The 23,121-nt window shown below is 69.7% G+C and carries 16 protein-coding genes and 1 riboswitch; of the genes, 8 read left to right on the top strand and 8 right to left on the bottom strand.

The annotated features are described in order from the left end of the window. Positions 1 to 5 precede the first annotated feature (5 nt). A complete protein-coding gene (locus BCD48_RS42130) occupies positions 6 to 1,544 on the bottom strand; it encodes a substrate-binding domain-containing protein (protein WP_071054009.1) in 1,539 nt (512 codons plus the stop codon). A gap of 802 nt (positions 1,545 to 2,346) precedes the next feature. Next, positions 2,347 to 2,528: riboswitch (cyclic di-AMP (ydaO/yuaA leader) on the top strand. Positions 2,529 to 2,535: 7 nt separating this feature from the next. Here BCD48_RS42130 and BCD48_RS42125 point away from each other — a divergent pair. Continuing rightward, on the top strand, positions 2,536 to 3,282 hold the full coding sequence (locus tag BCD48_RS42125) for a peptidoglycan-binding protein (RefSeq protein ID WP_071054008.1): 747 nt from the start codon (positions 2,536 to 2,538) through the stop codon (positions 3,280 to 3,282). 193 nt (positions 3,283 to 3,475) lie between these two features. Here BCD48_RS42125 and BCD48_RS42120 read toward each other — a convergent pair whose 3' ends face one another. The 6 genes from BCD48_RS42120 to BCD48_RS42095 all read right to left on the bottom strand — a co-directional run bounded on the left by BCD48_RS42120 (position 3,476) and on the right by BCD48_RS42095 (position 11,572). Further along, entirely contained in the window at positions 3,476 to 4,195 is a 720-nt protein-coding gene (locus BCD48_RS42120) for a hypothetical protein (RefSeq protein ID WP_071054007.1), read from the bottom strand. Positions 4,196 to 4,300: 105 nt separating this feature from the next. Further along, positions 4,301 to 5,113 carry a hypothetical protein gene (locus BCD48_RS42115; protein ID WP_071054006.1) on the bottom strand — a complete coding sequence of 271 codons (813 nt, stop codon included), beginning with the start codon at positions 5,111 to 5,113 and terminating at the stop codon, positions 4,301 to 4,303. Beyond that, complete coding sequence (locus tag BCD48_RS42110; protein ID WP_116271842.1) at positions 5,110 to 6,180, bottom strand: ATP-binding cassette domain-containing protein; 1,071 nt, start codon at positions 6,178 to 6,180, stop codon at positions 5,110 to 5,112. The genes BCD48_RS42115 and BCD48_RS42110 overlap by 4 nt, the downstream gene beginning before the upstream one ends. 300 nt (positions 6,181 to 6,480) lie before the next feature. Further along, complete coding sequence (locus tag BCD48_RS42105; protein WP_083420039.1) at positions 6,481 to 7,260, bottom strand: response regulator; 780 nt, start codon at positions 7,258 to 7,260, stop codon at positions 6,481 to 6,483. Further along, positions 7,257 to 8,825, bottom strand: coding sequence for a sensor histidine kinase (locus BCD48_RS42100; RefSeq protein ID WP_071054003.1), 1,569 nt, complete (start codon positions 8,823 to 8,825; stop codon positions 7,257 to 7,259). Before BCD48_RS42100 ends, BCD48_RS42105 begins: the two co-directional genes overlap by 4 nt. A 173-nt stretch (positions 8,826 to 8,998) precedes the next feature. Further along, the gene (locus tag BCD48_RS42095) at positions 8,999 to 11,572 is read right to left on the bottom strand and encodes a DEAD/DEAH box helicase (protein ID WP_116271847.1); all 2,574 of its coding nucleotides are present in this window, start codon (positions 11,570 to 11,572) and stop codon (positions 8,999 to 9,001) included. A 241-nt stretch (positions 11,573 to 11,813) separates the two neighbouring features. Here BCD48_RS42095 and BCD48_RS55235 point away from each other — a divergent pair, with 241 nt between their 5' ends. Next, positions 11,814 to 12,683, top strand: a complete 870-nt coding sequence (locus BCD48_RS55235) for a YdcF family protein (protein WP_071054002.1) — start codon at positions 11,814 to 11,816, stop codon at positions 12,681 to 12,683. Between the two features lie 209 nt (positions 12,684 to 12,892). On the opposite strand, the gene BCD48_RS42085 is transcribed toward BCD48_RS55235, so the two are convergent. After that, positions 12,893 to 13,816: a thermonuclease family protein gene (locus BCD48_RS42085; RefSeq protein WP_071054001.1), complete on the bottom strand. Its 924-nt coding sequence runs from the start codon at positions 13,814 to 13,816 to the stop codon at positions 12,893 to 12,895. A gap of 488 nt (positions 13,817 to 14,304) precedes the next feature. On the opposite strand from BCD48_RS42085, the gene BCD48_RS42080 reads away from it, so the two are divergent. The 6 genes from BCD48_RS42080 (at position 14,305) to BCD48_RS42055 (ending at position 23,031) form a co-directional block, all read left to right on the top strand. Beyond that, positions 14,305 to 15,048 (top strand): dTMP kinase, encoded by a 744-nt coding sequence (locus BCD48_RS42080; RefSeq protein ID WP_241842399.1) that lies wholly within the window; start codon positions 14,305 to 14,307, stop codon positions 15,046 to 15,048. 800 nt (positions 15,049 to 15,848) lie between these two features. After that, entirely contained in the window at positions 15,849 to 16,310 is a 462-nt protein-coding gene (locus BCD48_RS57095) for an RCC1 domain-containing protein (RefSeq protein WP_198543620.1), read from the top strand. A gap of 348 nt (positions 16,311 to 16,658) precedes the next feature. Then, positions 16,659 to 19,304: a Z1 domain-containing protein gene (locus BCD48_RS42070; protein ID WP_083420035.1), complete on the top strand. Its 2,646-nt coding sequence runs from the start codon at positions 16,659 to 16,661 to the stop codon at positions 19,302 to 19,304. Positions 19,305 to 19,382: 78 nt separating this feature from the next. After that, entirely contained in the window at positions 19,383 to 21,395 is a 2,013-nt protein-coding gene (locus BCD48_RS42065; RefSeq protein ID WP_131804227.1) for a hypothetical protein, read from the top strand. Further along, positions 21,392 to 22,291, top strand: a complete 900-nt coding sequence (locus BCD48_RS42060; protein WP_071053998.1) for a hypothetical protein — start codon at positions 21,392 to 21,394, stop codon at positions 22,289 to 22,291. Before BCD48_RS42065 ends, BCD48_RS42060 begins: the two co-directional genes overlap by 4 nt. Beyond that, on the top strand, positions 22,288 to 23,031 hold the full coding sequence (locus BCD48_RS42055) for a DUF6339 family protein (protein WP_071053997.1): 744 nt from the start codon (positions 22,288 to 22,290) through the stop codon (positions 23,029 to 23,031). Before BCD48_RS42060 ends, BCD48_RS42055 begins: the two co-directional genes overlap by 4 nt. Positions 23,032 to 23,121: the final 90 nt, after the last annotated feature.

The raw sequence follows: 23,121 nt of genomic DNA, 5'->3' as shown, positions 1-23,121 counted from the left end.
GGGGATCAGCGGCGGGTGGCGCAGAGGGTGGCCATGAGGTTCTTGTCGCGGTCGACGCACGGGGTGAAGCCCTCGCCGCGGAGCAGGTTCTTGGCCGTGTCGGTGCTGACGTACTCCAGGAAGGCCGAAAGCAGGCTGTCGCCGGGCGGGGTGCCGTAGGTGTAGAGGTACTCGACCTCCCAGAACGGGTAGTCGCCGCGTTCGACCGTGCTGATGTCTGGGGTCCAACCGTTCAACGCGATCTCGTCGATCTTCGGATAGGTGGCGGCGGCGCCGCGTTCCGCGTAGCCGATCGCGCCGGGGGTCCGGGAGATCTGGTCGAGCAGGCTCGCCTCGCTGCTGAACTCGCATCGGGTCGTGGCCGCGTTCGGGTCACGGTCCTTGGTGAAGCAGTCGTTCGACGAGACCTGGGGTTCCTGCGTGTCCAGCACCCGGCGCTCGAACGCCCCGCGGGTGCCGGACTCGGAGCCGCGGGAGATCAGGCGTATCGGCACGTCGTTCCCGCCGACGTCCTTCCAGTTCGTCACCCGGCCGTCGTAGATGGCGCGGACCTGGTCGGCGGTGAGGCCGTGGACCCCGGCCGAGTCGTTCACGAGAAGAGAGAAGACGACCACCGAGACGGGCCGGGCGACCAGCGAGCCGAAATCGCCGGACGCCGGGCCGTCGGACATCGCGAGCCGGGCCGCCGCCGCCTTCGGGTCGTTGGCGCCCGTGTTCGCCACGGCCCGCAGGCCGCTGATGCTGCCGTTGGCGACGACCGTGATGTCCGCGCCCCCGCAGGTCTTGTGGTACTCGTCGGCGATGAGCTTCACCACCGGGGCGAACGCCGTCGAGCCCTCGATCTGCAGCTCACCACGTAGGCAGCGGATGGTGCTTCCGCTCGGGCCCGAACGGGAGTTGACGATCACCAGGCCGATCAGGAGGCCGGCGAGAAGCAGTGAGAGGCCGCCCAAGGCGAGGCCGCGGTTGCGGCGGCGGTTGGTGTCGCGCTCGAACTTGCCGCCGCGGATGTAGCCGTTGGCGCGCACGTCGTTGCCGTCGCCGGACAGCAGCACGAGCAGCTTGAACCGGCCGTCCTCGTTCAGGTCGATGGGCGGTAGCTCGACCCTGTCGCCCTCTGTGAACGGCCCGGGGGCACGGCCCGGGTAACGGTCCGACCAGCGGGCGTTCATGATCACATCGCGCAGCTCCACCGGGCTCGGCTCGACGACCTCGATGCCCATGGCCGAGCGCCGCGGGAACGTGAAGGTGAGTGGAGTGATGATGTCCGCCGCGTCCACGTCGAGACGCCCGGCGTTCTTCACCCGCACGAGCGTCAGGCTCGCGCCCGGGACGGGCTGCCCGTCGGTGCGTCGCCGCAGTTCCAGGTCGGCGACGTCGGCCGCCGACCGCGGGCTCACGTCGATCTTGGTGTTCAGGTGGACCCGGTAGCTGACGATCCGGCGCTGACGGACGTAGCGGTCGATCAACCAGACGGCGAGCGACGCCACCAGCGCGGCGGCCGAGAAGATCGTGCCGAGGTTGTCCGCAGTGGCTTCGAACACCTGGGCAACGCTCCCACTCGCGGGCCGAGTACCCTCCGCATCGGCCTTGATGCGGAAGCGATTTTTCGGCACAAATGTACTTAGTAGGTACCTACCGGAGGCAGCCTCCCTACCCATAGTTCATGCTCTGTTCACACCTCGGGACGGACCGGGCCCCGTCGCATCCCCCACCACACCGCCGGCGTCGAGATGACACTCGCCGCGCCGCATCCGCGACTCCGCTCGTTCGCCGAGCGGGCTGGTAAAGCGCCCGCGGCCCCGTCAGCCATTTCGAGATAGCCGTCAGGCCCGCTCCGGCGACCCCGCCCCAAGGAAAAGCGCCGCCATCAGCCGCCTCCGGCGCGTTCAGGAAATGGCCCGCACGAACGCACTCCTCGACGGCCGACGAGCCCAGGTCACCCGCTGTGACCTCAACCACGGCGACCCAACGACCGGAACACGCCGCGACAGGCGATTGCTCGACCAGAGGGAAGTCCGGCCAGGCATTACGCGGCGCATCTGATCTGCGCCGCTCGCGGCGGGCCACAAGCGGGACAAGTGACCACCAAAAGCCGCTCCGCGACAATGATTCGCGCGGCAACCAGCTCTTGTTCCCCGAATTTCGCGTCAATTACTGTGACGCTGGTCACAATTAGCTACCGGTAAGCGCACTGCCACAAGGTATTGCACGCTGCGTGACAGACCTGCCGGACATCTGCCCAGTTCACCAGCTTGTGACTACAGCGGGTAGCTAGTTACGGTTGCTCCGCTCGCTGCAAGCACCGGTCCGGACGCCGAGTTCTGCCCCCGGCCCAGTGCCCCCTCCGAGAGATCGCCAGGGCAGAAATGGGGGAACCACGTTCCTCCGGGCTGGCGCCACGTGGCGCCAGCCCTCGGGGTTAAGTCGGCCATTCAAGGCGCTTGTTCAACGCGCCCGAAAATGACCGGCCGGGCTTCCCGGCCCGAACCCGACAGCTAACCTCACAGGCGTGCGGGAAAGATATCTCGAACAATGCGCAAGGGTCGTCATCGTAAGAAGAATGTTGTCCGCCGCCGCGGCTCCGCTGTTGTCGCCGCCGGTGTCATGACGGCCACCGCCGGCGCCGCCGTCTTCGCCGGCGCCTCTCCGGCCAGCGCCGCCTCCACCATCGTCTCGGATTCTCAGATCGCCGCCTACGCGCATTCCGCGGGCCTCGACAGCTGCCGCGTCGGCCTCGCCACCTGGGTCGCGATCGCACTCGCCGAGTCCAGCGGCAACCGCTACGCGCACGCCACCGTCGGCGAGGACTCGCGCGGCCTGTGGCAGATCAACATGCGGGCGCACGCCGGCTGGGTCGGCAGCCGCGACCTCTACGACCCGGCGACCAACGCATGGGCCGCCACCCAGGTCTGCAAGGGCTCCGGCCCCAGCGCCTGGACCACCTACACCAAGGGTGCCTACCGCGCCTACCTGGCGCGCGGCAATGCCGCCGCGAACGCCGTCGGCAGCGGCGCGGTCCTCGCCGCCCCGGTCTCCCTGGCCAAGGCCCCGGCGATCCCGGCGAATGCCTGGTACCTGTCACAGGCGGCGAACCACGCCACCTACCTGGACGCGGTCCGCCAGCTGCAGCAGAAGCTCGCGAGCCTCGGCTACACGGTCGGGGTCGACGGCTACTTCGGCCCGCAGACCAACGGTGTCGTGCGCGCCTACCAGGCCTCCCACGGCCTGCTGGTCGACGGCGTCGTCGGGCCGCAGACCCACAAGGCTCTGTTCGGCTAGTCAAGGCCCCGACCGTCGTCGGACGGTCGGAATCCCGCCGGTGGGTGAGCAATGCGGCCAGCCCGCCGGCACTCACGCCCTCCCGCGCCTCTTCCCCCTCCGGGCGCGGGAGCCCAGGAACCGCCCTGACCTTTCCCTCCTGTCGAGGTCAGGGCGGTTTCGCTGTTCAGCTCCCGTCCGCCCCGACCGACGGTCAGGTCGCCCTGCCTCCGCCGTTTCGCGTCAGGATGACCGTCCCATCCGGGTCACTTCCCGCATGCGACTCATAGTGCAGGCTCAACCGACCCGACCCCTGGAGCATCAGGGTGATGTCCTCGTCGGTGCAGACCTCGTCGCCCGGCTGCGCCGCCTCGTGAACGCGGACTGACGAGTCGTCGCCGACCTCGAGCAGCGTCACCGTCTCGGTGCAGGCGCCCGCGTACGTCGTCGCGCCGACGATGTCGCCGACCTTGCCGTCCTTGAGGTCCAGGGACATCTCGGCGCCGCCGACCGTGCCGTACCAGGTTCCGACGAAGGCGCTCGGCACCGTGGTCTCGCCCGAGCCACCGTCATGGCCGACCAGTCTCAGCACGCCGAGGACAACGCCGGCGACAACGACCAGCCCACCGACGACCAGCACGGGCAGCAGCCAGGGCCGCCTGGGGGACGGCGACGGCTGGCGGCCGGCCGACTGGTACCAGGGGTTCTGGCCAGCCGGCGGGACCTGCCCTTCCGGCGGAGCCCACTGGTATCCGGTCGCCGGCTGGTACTGCGGCGCGTACGGCTGCTGGTTCTGCTGCTCGTACGGAGGCTGGTATGGCGGCTGGTACTGCTGCTGATACGGCTGGTTCTGGCCCGCCTGCGGGTAGCCCTGGTACCAGCCCGTCGGCTGATATTGGCCCGAGTACTCCCCGGAGGGCTCCCCTGTACCCATGCGGCCCAGTCTGCCCCGGCTGCCGCCGGACGGTTCGACCGGATCGCGGAATTGTCCCCGGTATGGCCGCGCATTGGGACCACGGGCCCGCGCCGGGAACCTCGCCTAGATGGGCAGGGTGATGTGCCGGCTGGCGACATGGGCAAGCAGGGCGGCGAGGGCAGTGGCGGCGAGCGCGGCGAGCAGGCCGAGCGTGAGGGGAGGCTGCGGCAGACTGTCCAGGCCCAGCCGGCCTGCCAGCGGCGGCCCTGTGACGCCGCGCCTCAGCACCAGCTCCGCCACGGCCGCCGGAAGCAGGGCCGGCACGACCAGGGGCACGAACGCCTCCCGGCCAAGGACCCCCCGAGCGACGCCGATCAGCCATCCGGAGGCGAAGTAGCAGGCGAACAGCGCCGCGTAGGCGGCGCCCACCCGGACCAGCCCGCCGCCGCCGGACAGCCGCCGGCCGCCGGACAGCTCGTGGCGCCAGCCGAGCGTGTGGAAGGCGAGCCCCTCCAAGCCATACCCGAGAGCGATGAACAAGCCACCGGCCACCGCGACGACGACCAGCGTCACGGTGGCCGCCGAGGCGACCCGGGCGCGGGTGACCCCGTTGCCGACCAGCATCGGCGCGAACGTCGACGTCATCGACAGGCCCGCGGCGAGCGGCACGAACCGCTGCCAGCCGGAGAACCCGTGCTGCCAGAGACTGTGGTCGGTCGAGCCCGCCCCGGCCACGATCCCGAGCACGATCCCGAACACGGCGGCGATCGCCAGCCACAGCAGGCCGACCCAGATCATGGTTCCGGCCGTCGTGATGGCGGCGGCGTTCGGCAGCGACGGCCGTCCGTTCCCCGCCGGGGCCGGGGACGGGGTCGTGGTCGTGGTCGTGGTCACCGCGGTCGCCAGGTCGTCGGCGTGCTGGTCGGGGTCGGTCATGACATGCGCTCCCGCTGGTCGCCGGACTGGGGTCGGTCATTGGTCAGATAGGTGACGAGCGCGCGCAGCCCCACCGGGCCGACGCTGATCCCGGCCCGTTCCGCCGTGGTGAGCCCTTCGGGCGGCATCGGGCCGGTGAGCACGACCGAGCGGAGCCGGCCCAGGCGGCGATCGGCCACAACGGCCGTGGCATCACCGACCACGGCGCGCAGGAAATCGGCGACGGTGCCGGCCTCGCCGGTGAGCTCACGGCCGAGCGCGCGCAGCTCGGCGGGCCGCCCGGCCGCCAGCACCCGCCCGCGGCCGAGGAGGACGACATCGTCGAGCAGCCCGCCGCCGCCGTTACCCGTGCCGCCGCTGTCCTCGCGGCCGCCGTCCCCACCGGGGCTGTCGCCGCCGTGACTGTCCATGCTGTGGCTATCCATACCGCCGCGGCCGTCCATGCCGCCGCCGTCATCGCCATCGCCATCGCCATCGCCGACGGTGGCACCAGCCAGGATGATCGTGCGTGGGTGTGCGGCCTGGTCGGCGCGCAGCTCCTGATGGAACGCGGACAGGTAGTCGGGCTCCAGGTCCAGGTGCGCCTCGTCGACCATCGTCAGCGGCGCCCGGCTCGCCAGGCCGATCGTCACCGCGAGCGCCGCCCGCCGGCCGCGGGCCAGGGTGCCGACCTTCGCGCCGACGGCGACCTCGAACCGGTCGAGCAGCCTGTTCGCGAAGGCCTGGTCCCAGCGGGGACGCAGCAGGGCGACGATCTCGAGAACCTCGCGGACCGTCGTCGACTCGTCGACCCCGATCCCGCCCCGGCCGTCGACCAGACAGATCCCGCTCATCAGCCGCGCGTTCTCGTAGGGATCCTCACCGTCGACGCGCACCGTGCCGCCAGACGGGCGACGGTAGGCGGCCAGGCACGCGAGCAAGGTCGACTTCCCGGCTCCCTCACGGCCGAACAGCCCACAGACGCGGCCCGGCTCCACGGAGAACGAGACGTCGTCCAGCGCCGGTGGCGCCGTGCCACCGCCCCGATGACGGACCGCGAGCCGCTCAACGTCAACTCGATAGCTCATGCCACCAAGCTGTTCCAGCCGCCCGGTCACCGCCTACGGCCGCAGGGCTATGGCGCGGGCGACCTCGGTCGATTCCGCTGGCCGCCGCCACACGGCCCGGTCGGGCCGGGCCGGCGGGTACGGGCGGTGGCGTCTGTCTGGTGCCGCTTCGGCGAACGTTCGCCCCGTCGCCTGCGCCAGCAGGTCGAAGATCCGTCAGACGCTACGCGTCACCCTTGGCGCGCAACGTCTGACGGATCTCCAGAACTCGCGCCGTGGAGGACCGACGTTGCTTGCCACGGCCTGGCGGGTGGAGCGAGGCTACCCGGCCTCGAGGTCGGCGTCGTGGACGAGCAGGGCGATCTGCACGCGGTTGTCGAGACCGAGGCGGGTGAACAGCTTCGAGACGTAGGACTTGACGGTCGCGACGCTCATGTACAGCTCGGCGGCGATCTGGGCGTTGGACAGCCCGCGCCCGACGGCGAGCGCCACCTCGTGTTCCCGCTCGCTGAGCAGGTCGAGCGATGCGCGGGCGCGCTGGGCAGCCGCCGACCCCCGCCCCGAAACGGGGGCCGTCGCCCGTGCGGAAGCCGACGGCGACGTTTCGCCGCGCGATGGGAAGGCCGTGGCGGCGTGCGCCATGAGGCGGCGGAGCACCGCCGGCGAAAGGATCGGGTCGCCGGCGGCGACCCGCTGGACAGCGCGGACGATCTCCGCCGGCGGGGTGTCCTTGAGCAGGAAGCCACTCGCTCCGGCCCGCAGCGCGCGCAGCGCATGCTCGTCCGTGTCGAAGGTGGTCAGGACGATGACCTCGGGCGGGTCGGCCCTGGCACGCAGCGCCTCGGTCGCCGCAAGGCCGTCGACCCGTGGCATCCGGATGTCCATGAGCACCACGTCCGGGCCGTGCGCGTCGACCGCGGCCCCCACCTCGTCACCGTCGCCCGCCTCGCCGACGACCAGCACGCCGTCCGCGCCGCCGAACACCATGGCGAGCGCCGTCCGGACCAGCGGGTCGTCGTCGACGACCAGCACCCGTACCGGCGCGGCCTGGTCGAGCCTGTCGGTCGTGCCGGGCACGGCTGGCCGCTGAGGACCTGTCACCCGTCACTCCCGCCAAGCCCGCGCACGGCACCGGCACCGGCACCGGCACCGGCACCGGCACTGTGACCATCGCCGTGACCGTCACCAGAACCGCTGCCAGCGCCCTCGCCGACGACGTCACTTCCACCGTCACCGGCGTTGGCATTGACGCAGCCGATGTCGCCGTCCTCAATGGGCAACCAGGACAGCCAGGCACACAGGCGGAACTCACCGTCCGAGGTCACCTCGTGCCGGAGCGTCCCGCCGGCCTGTGCTGCCCGCTCAGCCAACCCGACCAGCCCTGTCCCTCCGACCAGCCCGGGCCGGGCAGCCGTCCCGGTGCCTGTGGAGCGGTCCGTTGGGTTACGAGCCTCGATGCGCAGCCCGCTGGCGGCCGAGCCGTCGACCAGCACCGTGACCGGCTGCCCAGGCGCGTGCTTACGGGCATTGGTCAGCGCTTCCTGCACGATCCGGTATCCGCCGCGGCCAGCGACCGGCCACACCGTGTGCGGCTCGGTCAGATAGTAGGAGGCCAGGACGGTGGTACCCGCGCGGCGGGACTCGTCGACGAGGCCCGCCAGGTCCGAGAGACCAGGGGCGGCCGGAACCGCTGGAACCGGCGCGTGATCCCCAGTACGTCCAGCACCCTCGCCGTCGTCCGCCCGCTCGTCCTGGCGCGCCAGGAGTACGGGCCCGGCGTCGCCCTGGCGCGGCAGCGGCTCGGGCCTGAGCTCGGGCTCGGCGTCGTCCCGCCGGAGCAGGCCGATCACCTGGCGCAGCTCGACGAGGGCCTGCCGGGCGCTGGCCCGGACCACGCCGGCGGCCTGGGCGACCTGCTCGGGCGGCGCGTTCGGCCGGAACTCGAGCGCGCCCGCGTGCAGGCTCAGCAACGACAGCCGGTGGCCGAGCACGTCGTGCATCTCGCGGGCGATCCGGAGCCGCTCCAGCCGGCGGGCGTCGGCTATCCGATGGTGCTGCTCGGCCTCGGCGAGCGCCGCCCGCTCCCGCCAGGAGACCACCAGCTGCCGCCGGGCGCGCACGAACATCCCCCACCCGGTCACCCCGGCCGTCACCCCGAACCCGAGCAGCACCTCGCCCGCGTACGGCAGCTGCGGGTCGGGCCAGACCAGCGGATAGACGAAGCTGGGCAGCCAGAACACGCCGGCCACCGCGGCGGTCACCGACGGCCGTCGGTGCACGGCGACGCTGAACATCAGGACCAGAGCGCCAATGGACGACGACGCGGAGAACGTCCCGAAGACGGTGGCCGCGAGCGTGAGCGGCACCGGCCAGCGCCGCCGCCACCACAGCGCCCCGCAGGTCACCAGCCCCGCCGCCAGGTCGGCGGCGCGCAGCCCCCGCGGCACGTTGGGCACCTGCTCGATAAGCGGCGCCCACACCGCGAGCCCGCCCCAGACAGCGGCCACGAAAAGGACCACATCCACGGCCCAGTCCCGCGCGGACCGGGGTGCCGGCCGGCCGTCACCCCGCGTAGCGGTGATCTCCTGGGTGAGCAGGGCCGGCAGCAGCCAGCGGTACTCCACTCGGCGCACCCCGACGCGCCCGCCGGTGCCCACCGCGCCCATGTGCGGCAGCGTACGGGGTCGTCACATCGTCCGGAACCACCCGAAGGGTGCTACCAAAGTCGACGCCCGGCCGTCGACGCCCGGCCGTCGACACTGGCCGTCGGCGCTCGGCCGCCAACACTGGTCGTCGACATTCGTCAGGCGACATTCGGGCCCGCCTTGGCGGGAGGTCATCAGAGCTGGTCGACGGCGGTGACGGTGAGGGCGGCGGCACCGAGCTCGTCGGAGGCGGCGAGGTCGACCTCCGCGCTGATGCCCCAGTCATGGTCGCCGGCCGGGTCGTCGAAGATCTGGCGCAGCAGCCATTTCCCGCGCTCGGTGGCCGTGTCGACGATGAGCATCTTCGGGCCGCGGGCATCGGCGCCGGTGCCGATCTCGCGGTGCTCCTCGAAATACGGCTCGAGCGCGTCCTCCCAGGCCCCGGCGTTCCAGCCGGATTCGGCGTCCAGCTCGCCGAGGTCGTAGTAACGGCGCAGCGCCGCCAGCTCCACCCGGCGGAACAGCGCGTTGCGGACGAGGACGCGGAAGGCGCGGACGTTCTTCGTGACGGCCGGAGGCTTGTCGGTGAGGCGGTCGCCGTGCTCGATCGCCGCGGCGGCGGCGAGGTCGCCCTGGGTGGGGTTGCGCAGCCGTTCCCACTCGTCGAGCAGGCTCGAGTCGACCTGGCGGACCAGCTCGCCGAGCCATTCGATGAGGTCCGTGAGCTCCTCGGTGCGGGCCGCGTCCGGAACCGTCTGGCGCACCGCCTTGTACGCGTCGGCGAGATAACGCAGCAGCAGGCCTTCGGAGCGGGCCAGACCGTAGAACTGGATGTACTCGGCGAACGTCATCGCCCGCTCGTACATGTCGCGCACGACCGTCTTCGGCGAGAGCTCGTAGTCGTCGACCCACGGGTGGCCGCGCCGGTAGATCTCCAACGCGCCCGTGAGCAGCTCGTCGAGCGGCTTCGGGTAGGTGACCTCCTGCAGGGCCTCCATCCGGTCGTCGTACTCCATGCCCTCGGCCTTCATCGCCGCGACGGCCTCGCCACGCGCCTTGAACTGCTGCGAGGACAGCACCTGGCGCGGGTTGTCGAGCGTCGACTCGATGACGGACAGCGCGTCGAGCGGATAGTCGGGCGCCTCCTTGTCGAGCAGTTCGAGGGCGCCGAGCGCGAACGGCGAGAGCGGCTGGTTGAGCGCGAAGTCGAACTGCAGGTCGACGGTGAGCCGGATCGTGCGGCCCTCCGCGTCCGGCTCGTCGAGCTTCTCGACGACGCCGGCGGCGAGCAGCGCCCGGTAGATCGCGATCGCCCGGCGGATGTGCTTCCGCTGTGTGGCCCGGTCCTCGTCGTTGTCGGTGAGCAGGTGGCGCATCGCGGTGAACGCGTCGCCGGGCCGGGAGATGACGTTCAGCAGCATCGAGTGGGTGACCCGGAAATGCGAGGTCAGCGGCTCCGGCTCGGCGGCGACGAGCCGCTCGTAGGTCGGCTGGCCCCAGCCGGCCTGGCCCTCCGGCGGCTTCCTGCGGACGACCTTGCGGCGCTTCTTCGGGTCGTCGCCGGCCTTCGCCAGCGCCTTCTCGTTCTCGATGACATGCTCGGGCGCCTGCACGACGACGTAGCCGGCGGTGTCGTAGCCGGCCCGGCCGGCCCGGCCGGCGATCTGGTGGAACTCGCGGGCGGTCAGGACCCGGTTCCTCGTCCCGTCGTATTTCGAGAGCGACGTGAACATGACCGAGCGGATCGGGACGTTGATGCCGACACCGAGGGTGTCCGTCCCGCAGATGACCTTCAGTAGGCCGGCCTGGGCGAGGATCTCCACCAGCCGGCGGTACTTCGGCAGCATCCCGGCGTGGTGCACGCCGATCCCGTGGCGAACCAGGCGGGACAGCGTCTTGCCGAACCCGGAGGTGAACCGGAAGCCCCCGATCGCCGCCGCGATCTGCTCCTTCTCGGCCTTCGTCGCGACGTTGATGCTGGTCAGCGCCTGGGCGCGCTCCAGCGCCGCCGCCTGGGTGAAGTGGACGATGTAGACGGGAGCCTGGTGGGTGGAGAGGAGCTCCTCGATCGTCTCCTGCAGCGGCGTGACGACGTACTTGAAGTACAGCGGGACCGGCCGGTGCACGGAACGGACGACGGCGGTCGGGCGATCGGTGCGCCGGGTCAGGTCCTCGTCGAACCGGGTGACGTCGCCCAGCGTCGCCGACATGAGGATGAACTGCGCCCGCGACAGCTCGATCAACGGAACCTGCCAGGCCCAGCCGCGGTCCGGGTCGGCGTAGAAGTGGAACTCGTCCATCACGACCTGGCCGACGTCCGCCGCCGAGCCCTCCCGCAACGCCAGGTTCGCCAGGATCTCCGCCGTGCAGCAGATGATCGGCGCCTTCTCGTTGACGCCCGCGTCACCGGTGATCATGCCGACGTTCTCGGCGCCGAAGATCTCGATCAGCGCGAAGAACTTCTCGGAGACCAGCGCCTTGATGGGCGCGGTATAGAAGGAGCGCCGCCCCGTCGCGAGCGCCGCGAAGTGCGCCCCCGCCGCCACCATGCTCTTCCCCGAGCCCGTCGGGGTGGACAGGATGACGTGCGCGCCGGAGACGATCTCGATCAGCGCCTCCTGCTGGTGCGGGTAGAGGCTCAGGCCCTGTTCCCCGGCCCATTCCTCGAAGGTCGCGTAGATCGCGTCCTCACCGAGCGGGTCCGCGCGGGCAGCGGCCAGGCCGCCCGGCGGCAGGGCATCAACGAGATCGGTCGTCGCAAGCGTCATGGTGCTTCCGATCGTGCCTGACATTCCGGCCCGCTGGCCGGCTACCCGATGATCCTCCTACCCCGACGATCCTCCGCCACCCCAGTCGCCGCCGGCCAGCGAGGGTCCGCGGCCAGCCGGTAGGGCCGCTCGCCGGTACCGATCGTTCGCCAGGCGTTCCCGAGGGCGGACGCCGGCCGGGCGAGAATCGAGCCGTGCGTGCCCGTTTGAGCCGTCCGCGTCCATCGCCACCGCTGTCACCGTGGCCGCTGTCACGACGGCCGCTGCCACCGCGGCCACCGCGGCCACCGCGGCCACCGCGGCCACCGCGGCCGCCGCGGCCGCCGCGGCCGTCGTCGCCACGGCTGCTGTCGATATGTGGGTGACGCTCCTCGCGGTGATCGCTGGAGCTGTCGCGCTCGTGGGCCTGGTGATCGGCGCGGCCGAGCTCCCGCACTGGGCCGCGTCCCGCCGGCATCTCGGACGACGCGCGGGGTGCCAGGCGCAAGCCGGCGCGACGGCGCCCGATCCACCGGCCGAGGCCCGGGGAATCAGGGAGACCCTGCTCGTTCTCGGGTATCCGACGGCCCGCGAAGGACGGATACACCCCCTGCAGCGATGGCGTACCGAGATCGCGGTCCGGTCGATGAGCAGCGATGGCGACGAGGTCGGCCGCGATGTGGACGTGCCCGTGGGCGCGGTCGACACTCTGCTGGTCTTCAGCGGGGCCGCCACGCGGGGCGCGGCAGCCGCGGAGGCCGAGGTGATGGCCCACTATGCGCGCGAGGTGCTCGGAGTCCCCGCGGAACAGATCGCCTTGGAGACACGGGCGCACACCACCAAGCAGAATCTCGCGTTCGCGATGGCCTACCTGGAATCGGCGACAACCATCAAGATTGTCTCCGACCCGCTGCACGCTGCCCGAGCCCGCCTTTACCTCCGCCAACTCCGCCCCGACCTGGCATCCCGCCTCATTCCCGCCGACGACTACCGTCCTCTGGAAAATCTCCACCTAAAACTCGGCACTGTCGCCTACGAAGTAACCCGCCCCCTCCTCCGCCACGTCATGCCACCGCTGCGCGCCTGGCATCAGCGACGCGTCCAGCGCCGAACCAACAAGGCGACAAAGTAGCATTCACCAGACGACCGGGCGCACTCCGTTCTTTCCCGGTCGTCAGCGCGCCTGGCATCCCGACGTTACCCGGGACGCTAGCGTGATCGGCCTACGCCGATCGAGGAGCGCAATACGGATTTTTCCGGAAGCTTCGTCGCGAGAGGTATCTCTAGGTGGACGGCCGGCAGAGCCACCTCGCGGTCCTTGCATCCCGCGCGGGCGATGCCTCAGGGGGCGCAGACGGCGGGGTCCGGCTCGAACATGAGCTGCTCGGGCAGGTGGCGCAGGACGATGCCGTCCGCGTTGACGTCGTAGATGTCGTGCAGGTTGCCGATCTCGCCGGTGGGGAGCAGGACACGGTCGTCTCGGCGGACGGGGTCGGCCCGTACCCAGCTGTCAAACGCCATCAGGTCGGTGTGGCCGTCCTGGAAGTAGTTCACCAGCCGCCGGTACAGCTTCGGGAAAATGATCAGAGTGGACAGATCGGTGACGCCGCGCGGTCGGATCCGGCTACTCGTGGTCATGTCCTCCTTGGACCAGAATCCAGCGCCATCGGCGCGAGCCGTGGTCACCAGCCGGCGTAGCCGTTTGATCAGCGTCAGCGGCATGGTGGAGTAGGGCTCGACATAGGCCAGGCCGGCACGGACCTGGCCGGCGTTCACACTGGCCTCCAGCAGCTCCTCGTTGACGAATACCCGGTCGCCGTTCTGGGCCGCGATGGCCGGCTCCCCGGCGTACACCAGCCCGAGCACCCGCCCGTTGCTTTCAATCCCGTTGGCCAGCACATATCCGCGGACCGGGTGGTTCTGGGCTGAGCGCACCTTGTTCGGCTGCGTGTCCCAGAACTCCACCTCGCCGAACCCCAGCTCGCCAAGCATCTGGTCGCGGGCGGCACGCCCGAAGGTCAGATCCTGGTGCGCGCCCGCGAAGTGGGTCTCCAGGGTGTCGATGCCCTCGAAGCGGACAGGGTAGGTGCCCAGATGGCGGCGGTCCGGGCCGACGTTACTGAAACGCTGCAGCGCGCGGACGAGTGCATCCGTGTCCGGCAGGAAGTTGACCGTGTCGCCGTCCGGCTCGGGCCCGTTCCGGGGCAGATCGGGGTACAGGATGTAGAAATCGCCGGTGATCAGCGTGTAGCGCGGGCCTGGCATCAGCGGAAACCTTCCAGGAGGACGGTGCGGATCTGAAAAACCGCGGGCTGGAGTCAGCGAAAAATGACACAAGGATGACGCGAGGAAGTCTTCCCGCCGTTCAGACGGCATACAGGCGGCATACCGCGGCGGCACGGACAGGCCAAGACCCGGACAGAGCCGCTACCGACGGAACCTGCCGCGCCTTCGCCCCTAGTCTCGCGGGCTCGAAGGACGAATGCCAGACCTACATGCCCAGTATCTCGACAGAGACCTTGACCCGAAGGGGACCTTGACTCCGAATGGCCCCATTTGCGCCAATGATCTCCTTTAGGTTCAACCTGCTACCGCCCATTCGCCGAGCAGAATCGGACGCCCTACCACCTGGATCCGTTCGCTGCCCACTCCTGGTTGGCCGCAAAGCTACTCGGGACCAAGACGCCCGAACAGACGACACAAACGGGCAGATACCGTCAGGTATGCGTCTGCGGCCGATGATGATCGTGTTGGTGGGAGTTGACGGGTCAGGGAAGTCGACGGCGGCGAAATGGCTGGCCCGGGAGCTGACAGCGTCCGGGACCGCAGCTCGGTACTTCGAGAACGGGGGCGGTCGGCCTCTGATCGACGCGCTGGCCCGGCGACTCGGACGACAGGACGGTCGGCAACTGCTTGGCCGGCGCGGCTACCTTGCGGTCGAGGCGTCGATCCGCTGGGTCGCGATCGCCCGAGCGCTCACGATCTCGACCCTCACCCGCCGGGTCGCCGTGATGGACCGCTACTCCTACTGCCAGTACGCCATCATGCGAGCCCGCGGCGACAGCACATACCAGGCCGACGACGCGCACGACCGCGCCACGAGCGAGCCCGGCACACGCGACGACCGCGCCCATGAAAGCAACGGCGAGACGAGCACCCACTGCGGTCCGAGCGCCGGCCCGAAAACGAGGACCGATCCGCAGAAGTGGACAGGTCTGGAGACGGGTCACCCCGGTGGACGCGCCGAACAGTGGGTCCGCCGCCTGTATGCCGCGTTCCCCCACCCGGACGCGACCTTCTACCTGGCCGTCCCCCCAGACGCCGCCGCCCGCCGCGTCGAAGCCCGCGGCCGCGACCTCGAAGACCCCGCCTACCTGGCCGCCTTCGACGCCGCCTACCGCTCCCTCCCCGAGTTCGCCGCCTTCGCCGTGATCGACGCCTCCGTCACGGCCGGGCCAGTTGCCACGACACTTCGGGATCACCTGGCGGCCCACTGATGATCGCCAGTTCTGTACCGAGATCCGAGTAACGGCTCCGGCCACTGTTCTGATCCGAGTACAGAGCCGACAATCATCCCCCGGACGCCGCCGATCTGATGCTCGCCTGGGAGCAACCCAAAGCGGTCGCGTTGCTGGAAGCCCCGCTGCATGCTCGCTGAATCCTCAATCGGACGACACACGTGCGGAACTCTTCAGCCGACGCGGCACGGCCAGCCGTTGCCCGTGGCTCCTCCAGGTCGAGGGGCGTGCCGAGTCGGCGTTGGAATCTTGGGTGCGGCTGATTCTTACGGATGCTGGGCTGCCGCCAGACGAGCTGCAGTACCCGGTCCGGCTTCGGTGTCGCGGCGGGTGTACCTGGGGGCAGACGGCGCCGCCTTCCATGGCACCGGTTTTCGACCCTGAGTCTCTGCGCCACGACCGTGAACGGCAGGACCGACTGCAGCTCCTGCGCTGGCGTCACCGCGGTCTGTCCGTACCGCGACAACCGGGTGGAAGCTTCCCGGACGATCGGGTTCCTATGGTCGTCTCCGTCTCGGCATCAGCCGGGCCGGAGGCGACTTCCGCTGCGTCAGCCGTGTCCAGGTGCGGGCCCGACCGCGTGACGACGTCGTCCGCGGTATGCGGAGCACGCGTGGACGAGACAGCCGGCTTCCTCAAGGAACGACTCGCAAGGAGGCAAGTGATGAGGATGCGATCGCATGCCCCCCGGGGCGGTCTCCGTTCCGGGCATCGCGGGGGAACAAGCGCCCCGTCGCCGGTCTAATATCGAGCGCCGGCCGCCTTGCCGCCCAGCCGCGTTGGCCACGACACTGGCGACCGCCGCGGCAATGGGCGCCACCGTCGTGACGGCGACGCCGGCGAGGCCAGCGCTAACGGCAGGCTGGGGGCACGCGCTCGCCATCTCGACCGCCGCCTCCTACCAGGGCCGGGTGCTCGCCTGGGGCTGCAATGAGGACGGCCAGCTCGGGGACGGTTACACGACCGGGAACGGGGTCCCGAGCCCGGCGGGCTACGCTGCCCACCGACATCGTCCAGGTGTCGGCCGGTTTCTGGCACAACGCAGCGCTGCGCAAGGACGGGACGGTCTGGACCTGGGGGAGAACTACTTCGGCCAGCTGGGCTACGGGAAGTCCGGCGGCATCTCGACCTATCCGCACCCGCTCCCGCTGACGGGCGTCCGCGGCGTCGCCGCCGGCCCCCTGTTCACGCTCGCCATCGCCCCGCCACAGCCGCTCGAGGGCACGTCCGGCAAGGGCTGACCCGCCGAAGGCCGGGCGCCATCTCCGCCACCGCTATCCAGTCAACGGCCGTCCGCTCAACGGCCGTACGCGCGACCTTCCGACGCTCGCGCGGACGGCCAGGTGAACAGCGATGGTTCTCCGCGTCCGCCCCGACGGAACTACGGCCCCACTCCACCGAGACGGCGATCGCGCTGTTCCGTGGCTGGAGCTGTCATGCCGGACTGCCGAGCGTTACCGCCGCAAATGACCGGCGGAGCACCATCACACTGGCTCACAGCGGGTCCACGTGTTGTCGCACCCATATGCCAGCATGTGGCCTGCAATCGACGGCAAGGGCGGAAGCAGGAACAGACGGGGGTCAGGACCGTGGGTACCGAACCATCGAACGTGCTGTCTTCGGGTGACGAGTTCGTGGACGAGACGGCCGACACGATCGCGATGATGGTGGCCGGCGGTGCCTCCGTCGACGGGGCCATCCGACGTCTCAGCAGGTACACGCCCGACGAAGTCCTAGCGAACGCGCGGGAGCTCTACGAGAAGCGGACGCAACGGGTCCGCAGCTTCGACGACGCGCGCGTGCTCCTCAACCGTGAAAGGGAGACCGGTACGTGGTACCCCGGGCCACGCCCGGACGACCGGTTCTGGCCAGCGCTCGAGAAGCGGCTTCGTTCCAGCGGCCTCCTCGATGAGTCCATGAACTCTCTCAACCGAACATCCGATCGAGTCGTGAGCCTCCTCCGGCCACCCGGCACGACCGAGATCAACGTCCGCGGTCTGGTCCTGGGCTACGTCCAGAGCGGCAAGACCACCAACTTCATGAGCGTGATCGCCAAGGCCGCCGACGTGGGCTACCGGTTCGTCATCGTGCTGTCAGGCCTCACGGAGAACCTCCGCGCCCAGACCCAGGGCCGCCTGCAGAGCATGCTCGTCGAGGATCTGGAGGCCCACTGGCACCTGCTGACATACCCGGGGTCCGACTTCACCGCGAAGGGCAACGCCCGCAATCTCCTCTCGAACCCGGATCATCGCCTGCTCGCCGTGGTCAAGAAGAACCCGCACCGGCTACGGCGTCTCGTGAGCTGGCTGCGCAAGGCCGGCGAGGAGGTTGTCGCGGGCTGCCCGATCCTCGTGATCGATGACGAGGCTGACCAGGCAAGCATCAACGTGAGCCTGAAGGACCGTTCATCGATCAACGGGCTGATCGCCCAGATCCTCAGGCAGCCGAAGACCGCCTACGTCGCCTACACCGCCACGCCGTTCGCCAACCTCCTCATCGACCCGGCGAAGGATGATGACCTCTACCCTCGCGACTTCGTCGTGGACCTGCCACGTCCGGACGGGTACTTCGGGCCGGAGAAGCTGTTCGGCCGCGATCCTCTGACCACCGACGAGGAGGACGCCTTCGACGAGGGTCTGGACATCATCCGCCAGATCCCGGGTGACGAGGCCGACGCGATCAGGCCGCCACGGGCCAAGGACGAGCTCGACTTCTGGGAACCCGAGATCACGCCGTCGCTAGTCGAGGCTCTGCAGTGGTTCCTGCTCGCGACGGCCGCTCGCCGTGCACGTCCCGACGGTGGGCTCCACAACTCGATGTTGATCCATACCTCGATGAACACCCGAGCGCACTTCGCGACCAAGGAGCCAGTGGAGAAGGTCCTCGACCAGTTGCGCAAGGCCGTGGCGAACAGCCGTACCGCCGTGCTCGACAGCCTCCGAGGCCAGTGGGAAGAGGAGTCCGCCAAGCTGCCGTCCGCCTCCCAGGGCCTCGGCCCGGTCGTCTGGGGCGAGATCGAGAAGTGCCTGCCCGCCGTGCTCGGTGATGTGCGGGTCATCGTCGACAACTATCTGTCGAAGGACCGGCTCAGCTACGACAGCGCAGGCGGAGTCACGGCTGTCGTGATCGGCGGCAACACGCTCTCGCGCGGGCTCACGCTCGAGGGACTTACCTGCAGCTACTTCGTGCGCGCCGCCTCCGCCTACGACACCCAGCTCCAGATGGGCCGCTGGTTCGGCTACCGCCGCGGCTACAGTGACCTGCCTCGAATCTGGATGACCGACGAGCTGAAGGAGTGGTTCTTCGCACTGGCGACCGTCGAGGAGGAGATCCGGCGGGACATCCGCAGGTACGAGGTCGAAGGGCTGAGCCCTCTCGAGGTTCCGGTCAGGATCCGCACCCACCCCGCGATGGCGATCACCTCGGCGGCCAAGATGCGCGACTCGGTTGACGCGGAGATCAGCTTCAGCCGGCGTCGCGAGCAGACGATCCTCTTCAACCACCGCGACCAAGACTGGCTGCTGCACAACCAGGACGCGACGCGCCGGCTGGTCCACCAGATCGGGGCCAACCCGGTCCCGATGCCGAGCGGGCACCTCCTGTTCCGGGGCGTGCCCTCGGCGATAATCGACGTATTCCTCAGCGATTACCGGTTCCACGAGGATGCCTTCCGCATGAAGGGAGGCCTCCTTCGCGAGTACATCGCGGGTGAGAACCGGCAGGGCTTCCTGCGCACCTGGAACGTCGTCGTCATGAACCGGACCGGCGCAGGCTCCGGCGGCACCATCGGCCTCGGGCTCGGCCAGCCGGTGGGGCTCTTCCAGCGGAGCCGCCTCCAGATGCCGAGCATCCCACACGCGAACATCAAGGCTCTGATCTCGACGACCGACCGAGTGGCCGATCTCCAGCTCGACAGCAGGGAGCTCGGCGAGCTCCACGGTGGTAGGCCAGACGACGACAAGCTCCGCGTTCACCGCGAGGATGTCCTCGGCGACGTGGGTCTTCTGTGCGTCTACCCGATCGACAAGGACTCCGAGCCGCGGCGCCGGGAGGGTTCCTCCCCGCGCGTCAGGCTGGACGCGGTGGAGCACGTGATCGGACTCGGAGTCTTCTTCCCCAAGGCCGGCGGCGTCAGGAGCGAGATCGCCTACAAGTCCGCCGACCTCTCGAACCGCCAGCTCGAAACCGAGATCATCGATCTCGACGCCATCGACGAGCTGGACGCGCAGTCCTGACGGGCTGCCCGCCCGTCGTTGCTACCGGCTCGCCACGACGGCGAGCCGGTAGCAACGACAAGGACACGTAGTGCAACTGTGGCGACGGAAGACAGCGTCCGAAGCCCCGGCCCCACCGGTACAAAAGCTCAGCCGTCGGGAGCTACGATTATCAAGATCTTTTCGGAGCCATTCCACGCACGCGGCAACATTGACGCACGCGCCGCCCGGCGCGCACTGGGACGTTCCGCCCTCGGTCCGTGGACTGTCTTTCTCCGCGAGACGCTGCAGAACAGTTGGGACGCGCGGATTCTGGGCGGCTCGATCTCCTATCACGTCGATGCCTGGCGGGTAAGCGACGAGCAGCGTCGCATCCTCAGCACGGCGGTGTTCAAGGACCTGCCGCAGCATGACGACCCCGCAATCGGCGATCGGCTCCGCGCCGACGACCTGTCCGTCCTCATGGTCACGGACTCGGGCACGCACGGGCTCCACGGGCCCACCCGCGCCGACGTCTCGGCTGACGGCCCGACCGACTTCGTGAACTTCGTGCGAAACATCGGTCGCGACGAGACCAGGCACCTCGGCGCCGGCACCTACGGCTTCGGCAAGGGAATCCTCTACGAGGCCAGCTCCTGCTCGACGATCGTCCTCTTCACCAGATCGACGGACGACGGCGAGCCGGTGAGCCGGTTCATGGCGTTGGCGCTCGGGTCCGCGTACGCCCGGCCGGAGGACGGGCAGCGTTTCACGGGTCGTCATTTTTGGGGCGAGCCCAACGCGACGACAGGCGCCGAGCCTGTGGTGGGCAAGGCCGCCGAGGACCTCGCGGCGAGCCTTGGGATGACCCGGATTCCCAGCGACCGCACGGGCACAGCGCTGATGGTGCTGGCTCCGAAGCTGGATGCCGGCCAAGACCTCCGCGACATCGTCGCCCGTGTCGCGGCGGCGGCCTCCTGGCACGCGTGGCCGCACGACATGGGCGTGCTTACTGGCGGCCCCTCGATCGATTTCGGGTTGAGCTGCGACGGCGATCCAGTCCCCCTCCCGCCCAGGGACCAAGGAGTGCTCCGGCACTACACGAGCGCCTACCGGCTGGCGCAGGCCTACTACCGGGGTGACATCGAGAAGGGCGAGCACGGCCCGCACACAGTGACGGAGATCTGTTCCGAGCGACCGGCGAGGAGGCTCGGCGTCCTAGTGAGCCGCGGCTTCGAACGAGCTCCGAAGTCTCCCTCCAACCTGCTCGAGGCTCCGCCGGCTGATCTCGAGAACAGCATCGCCCTCATGAGAAACCCGCGGTTCGTCGTCAAGTACCTGGAGATCGGGGTTCCCAACAGCACCGCGGGAGCGGCGGGTGTCTTCGTAGTGGACCCTGACCTCAACGACGACTTCGCCCGCTCGGAACCGGTGACTCACGACGACTGGATACCCGACAACGCGCAGACGGCGAAGCACAAGGCCAACCCTGTTCGCGTGGCGCTGCGCAAGCTGCGGGACGAGGCCAAGAAGACCTCGACACCGCCACCCCTTCCAGGTTCGGAAGGCATGCACGCCGGCATCGTTGGCATCTCCGAGCTGCTCGGACGCTTCCTCGGTGACGCCAGCGCCACCGATCCAGGCTCGTCGCCAGGTGGAGCGTCAGGCAAGGCGGGCACACCGAGCGGGAAGAACCCCGTCGGTGGGAACGGGACCGGGGCACCGGGCAGCGGTCCAACGGGCCGGCGCGGCGGCGGCTCCCCCGCCCGGGTGTCGGCGGTCCTGAACCAGCGCCATCGACTCGTAGCGGCGGACTCCTCGGGGGCGGAGGTCGAGTTCGGTTTCCGGCTGAGCAGCGAGAAGAGGTCACGGGCGGTATACGTCACCGCGGAGCCTCGGGCGGTCCTCGACGGCAACCAGACCGAGCCGGCCGACGGGACTCCGGCGGGCGCGGCGGTCCCGTCGGTGCTGGGCTGGCGGCCGGCCGATGACGATCACGCCTTCGTCGCCGGCGGACGCCTCGTCGTCCGTCCCCACGATCCGCCCGCCTGGACCGTACGAATCCTCCAGCCGCGCGACACGGCGGTCACGGTCGTCCTGGACGTGGAGATGGCGGCGGAGGCGGTCGGATGAAGGCGCCAGTGAGTCTTGGTTTCCTGACGCCGGAGGCGGGCGACATTCACGGCGCGGGCTGGCACCTGACAGCGGTTGGCCATCCCGCGGCCGATGACCCGAGCCAACTTCCCGAGTGGGACTACTTCAAGGACGTCGCGATTCATCGAACGCTGGAGGTGGACCTTCCCAAGGTGCTCGCCGCCTGCCGGCTGCCGGCCGACGCACGTCTCGAGGCGACGATCAGCTGGCACTCGTCCTGGACGAACCTCCGTGGTGCTCTGCCGGGCATTCCGATCACCAGTCGCACCACCGAGCTGGAGCTGAAACTGCCAGGTAAGCAGTTGGGCGGGCGTCTCACCCTGGATACCCGTGTGCTGCTTCGCCGCCCGGGCGTTTCCCAGCACCCACTGGCGCCCTCCCGACCCGGCACGACGCTGTGGGCAGACAGCACCGTCGTTGATCTCGGAAACGACGCGCAGCGATTCCCGGTCGTCGCCGTCGACTTCGCCCATGCGGGCATCGCCGACGGCCGGGGCGGTGCCTGGGCGCTGTACATCGAGGACACGGACCTGGCTGCTTCCGCGACCGGCGCCGTTCGGCTCTACCTCAACAGCGCACATCCGCGGATCCGCCAGATACTCGACGCCGTCGATCCATCCGGTGACACGGAGCTACGCGAGATCATCTTCTACGACACGGCGAGAACCCTGCTCGCCTTCGCGGCCGAGCACGAGGATCTCGACGACGAGTCGGAGCACAGCGCCGGCACCTTGGGCGACCTGCTCGTCGGTCTCGCGCGCGTATGTTTCCCGGAAAGGGGAGTCGCAGGCATGCGCGGGCTGCTCCGAGAGTCCCCGGGCGAGTTCGCGACGGAGATCCAAGCGTCCCTTCGGCTGCTGGAGCACCAGCCGTGAACCATGTCTTCCCAAGGCTCGACCCCGGTGCGTCTCGCGTGCTGCTCGTGGAGCGCACCGACCTGCCGCTGGATCGGCTACGTTCCCTCGCCGCCACCGAGCATCCGAACATCGACTGGTACCCCACTGGGGGGTCGCGGGTCTCGCAGGACCGGCTGATGGTCATCCGCGACAAGGTCTGCGCGCTGTCGGCCGAGTACGGCTGGCCCTCGGCGCCGACCGGCGGCTTCACCGAGTTCGAGCACCGCCTCTACGACGTCCTGCTCGGCACCTTGGAAATCCTGCCGGCCGACGCCGCCGACGAGGGCGTCTGGTCCTTCCTCACCCTCGTCCTGCTTCCCGACGTCGCGTTCTGGCGCTTCCCGAACACCCAACGCAGCGGGAGCTACGAACGGCTCATCGGCAGGCCACGCAATGTCTTCCGGCGGCTGTGGTGGCGGGCCTACGTGCTCGGGACGGACCTCGCGGGCCAGCTGCTCGAGGATGAGGCGGTGGCCATCATGGAGCGCCCGACGCTCGGTGGCTCCCCGATGGTTGCCCGCGCCATCGCCGAAACGCACCTCGGCCTGGTCAGGGAGAAGGGCTCGCTGCCGCGGACCACACTGATGAGGGAAGCCACCAAGCGGCTCCGCCGGCTGACCACGATCCTGACGCTGCACGCCATGGACCAGGCTGACCTCCACGAAGTAGTGCAAGAGGTCTTCCTGGAAACGGCCTTCGCGCTTGGACAGGACATCTAGTGCTGCCCCGCGTAAGTCTTGCTGGGGTTGTCAGGCGGCTTTGAGGGGTTCGCCGGTGTAGGTCCAGCGGTAGGGCTTGGCGGTGCGGTC

The organism is Pseudofrankia coriaricola (assembly GCF_001854805.1).
Lineage (GTDB): Bacteria > Actinomycetota > Actinomycetes > Frankiales > Frankiaceae > Pseudofrankia.
Note: the sequence above shows the minus strand (reverse complement) of the source record. Positions and strands in the feature narration are given on the sequence as shown.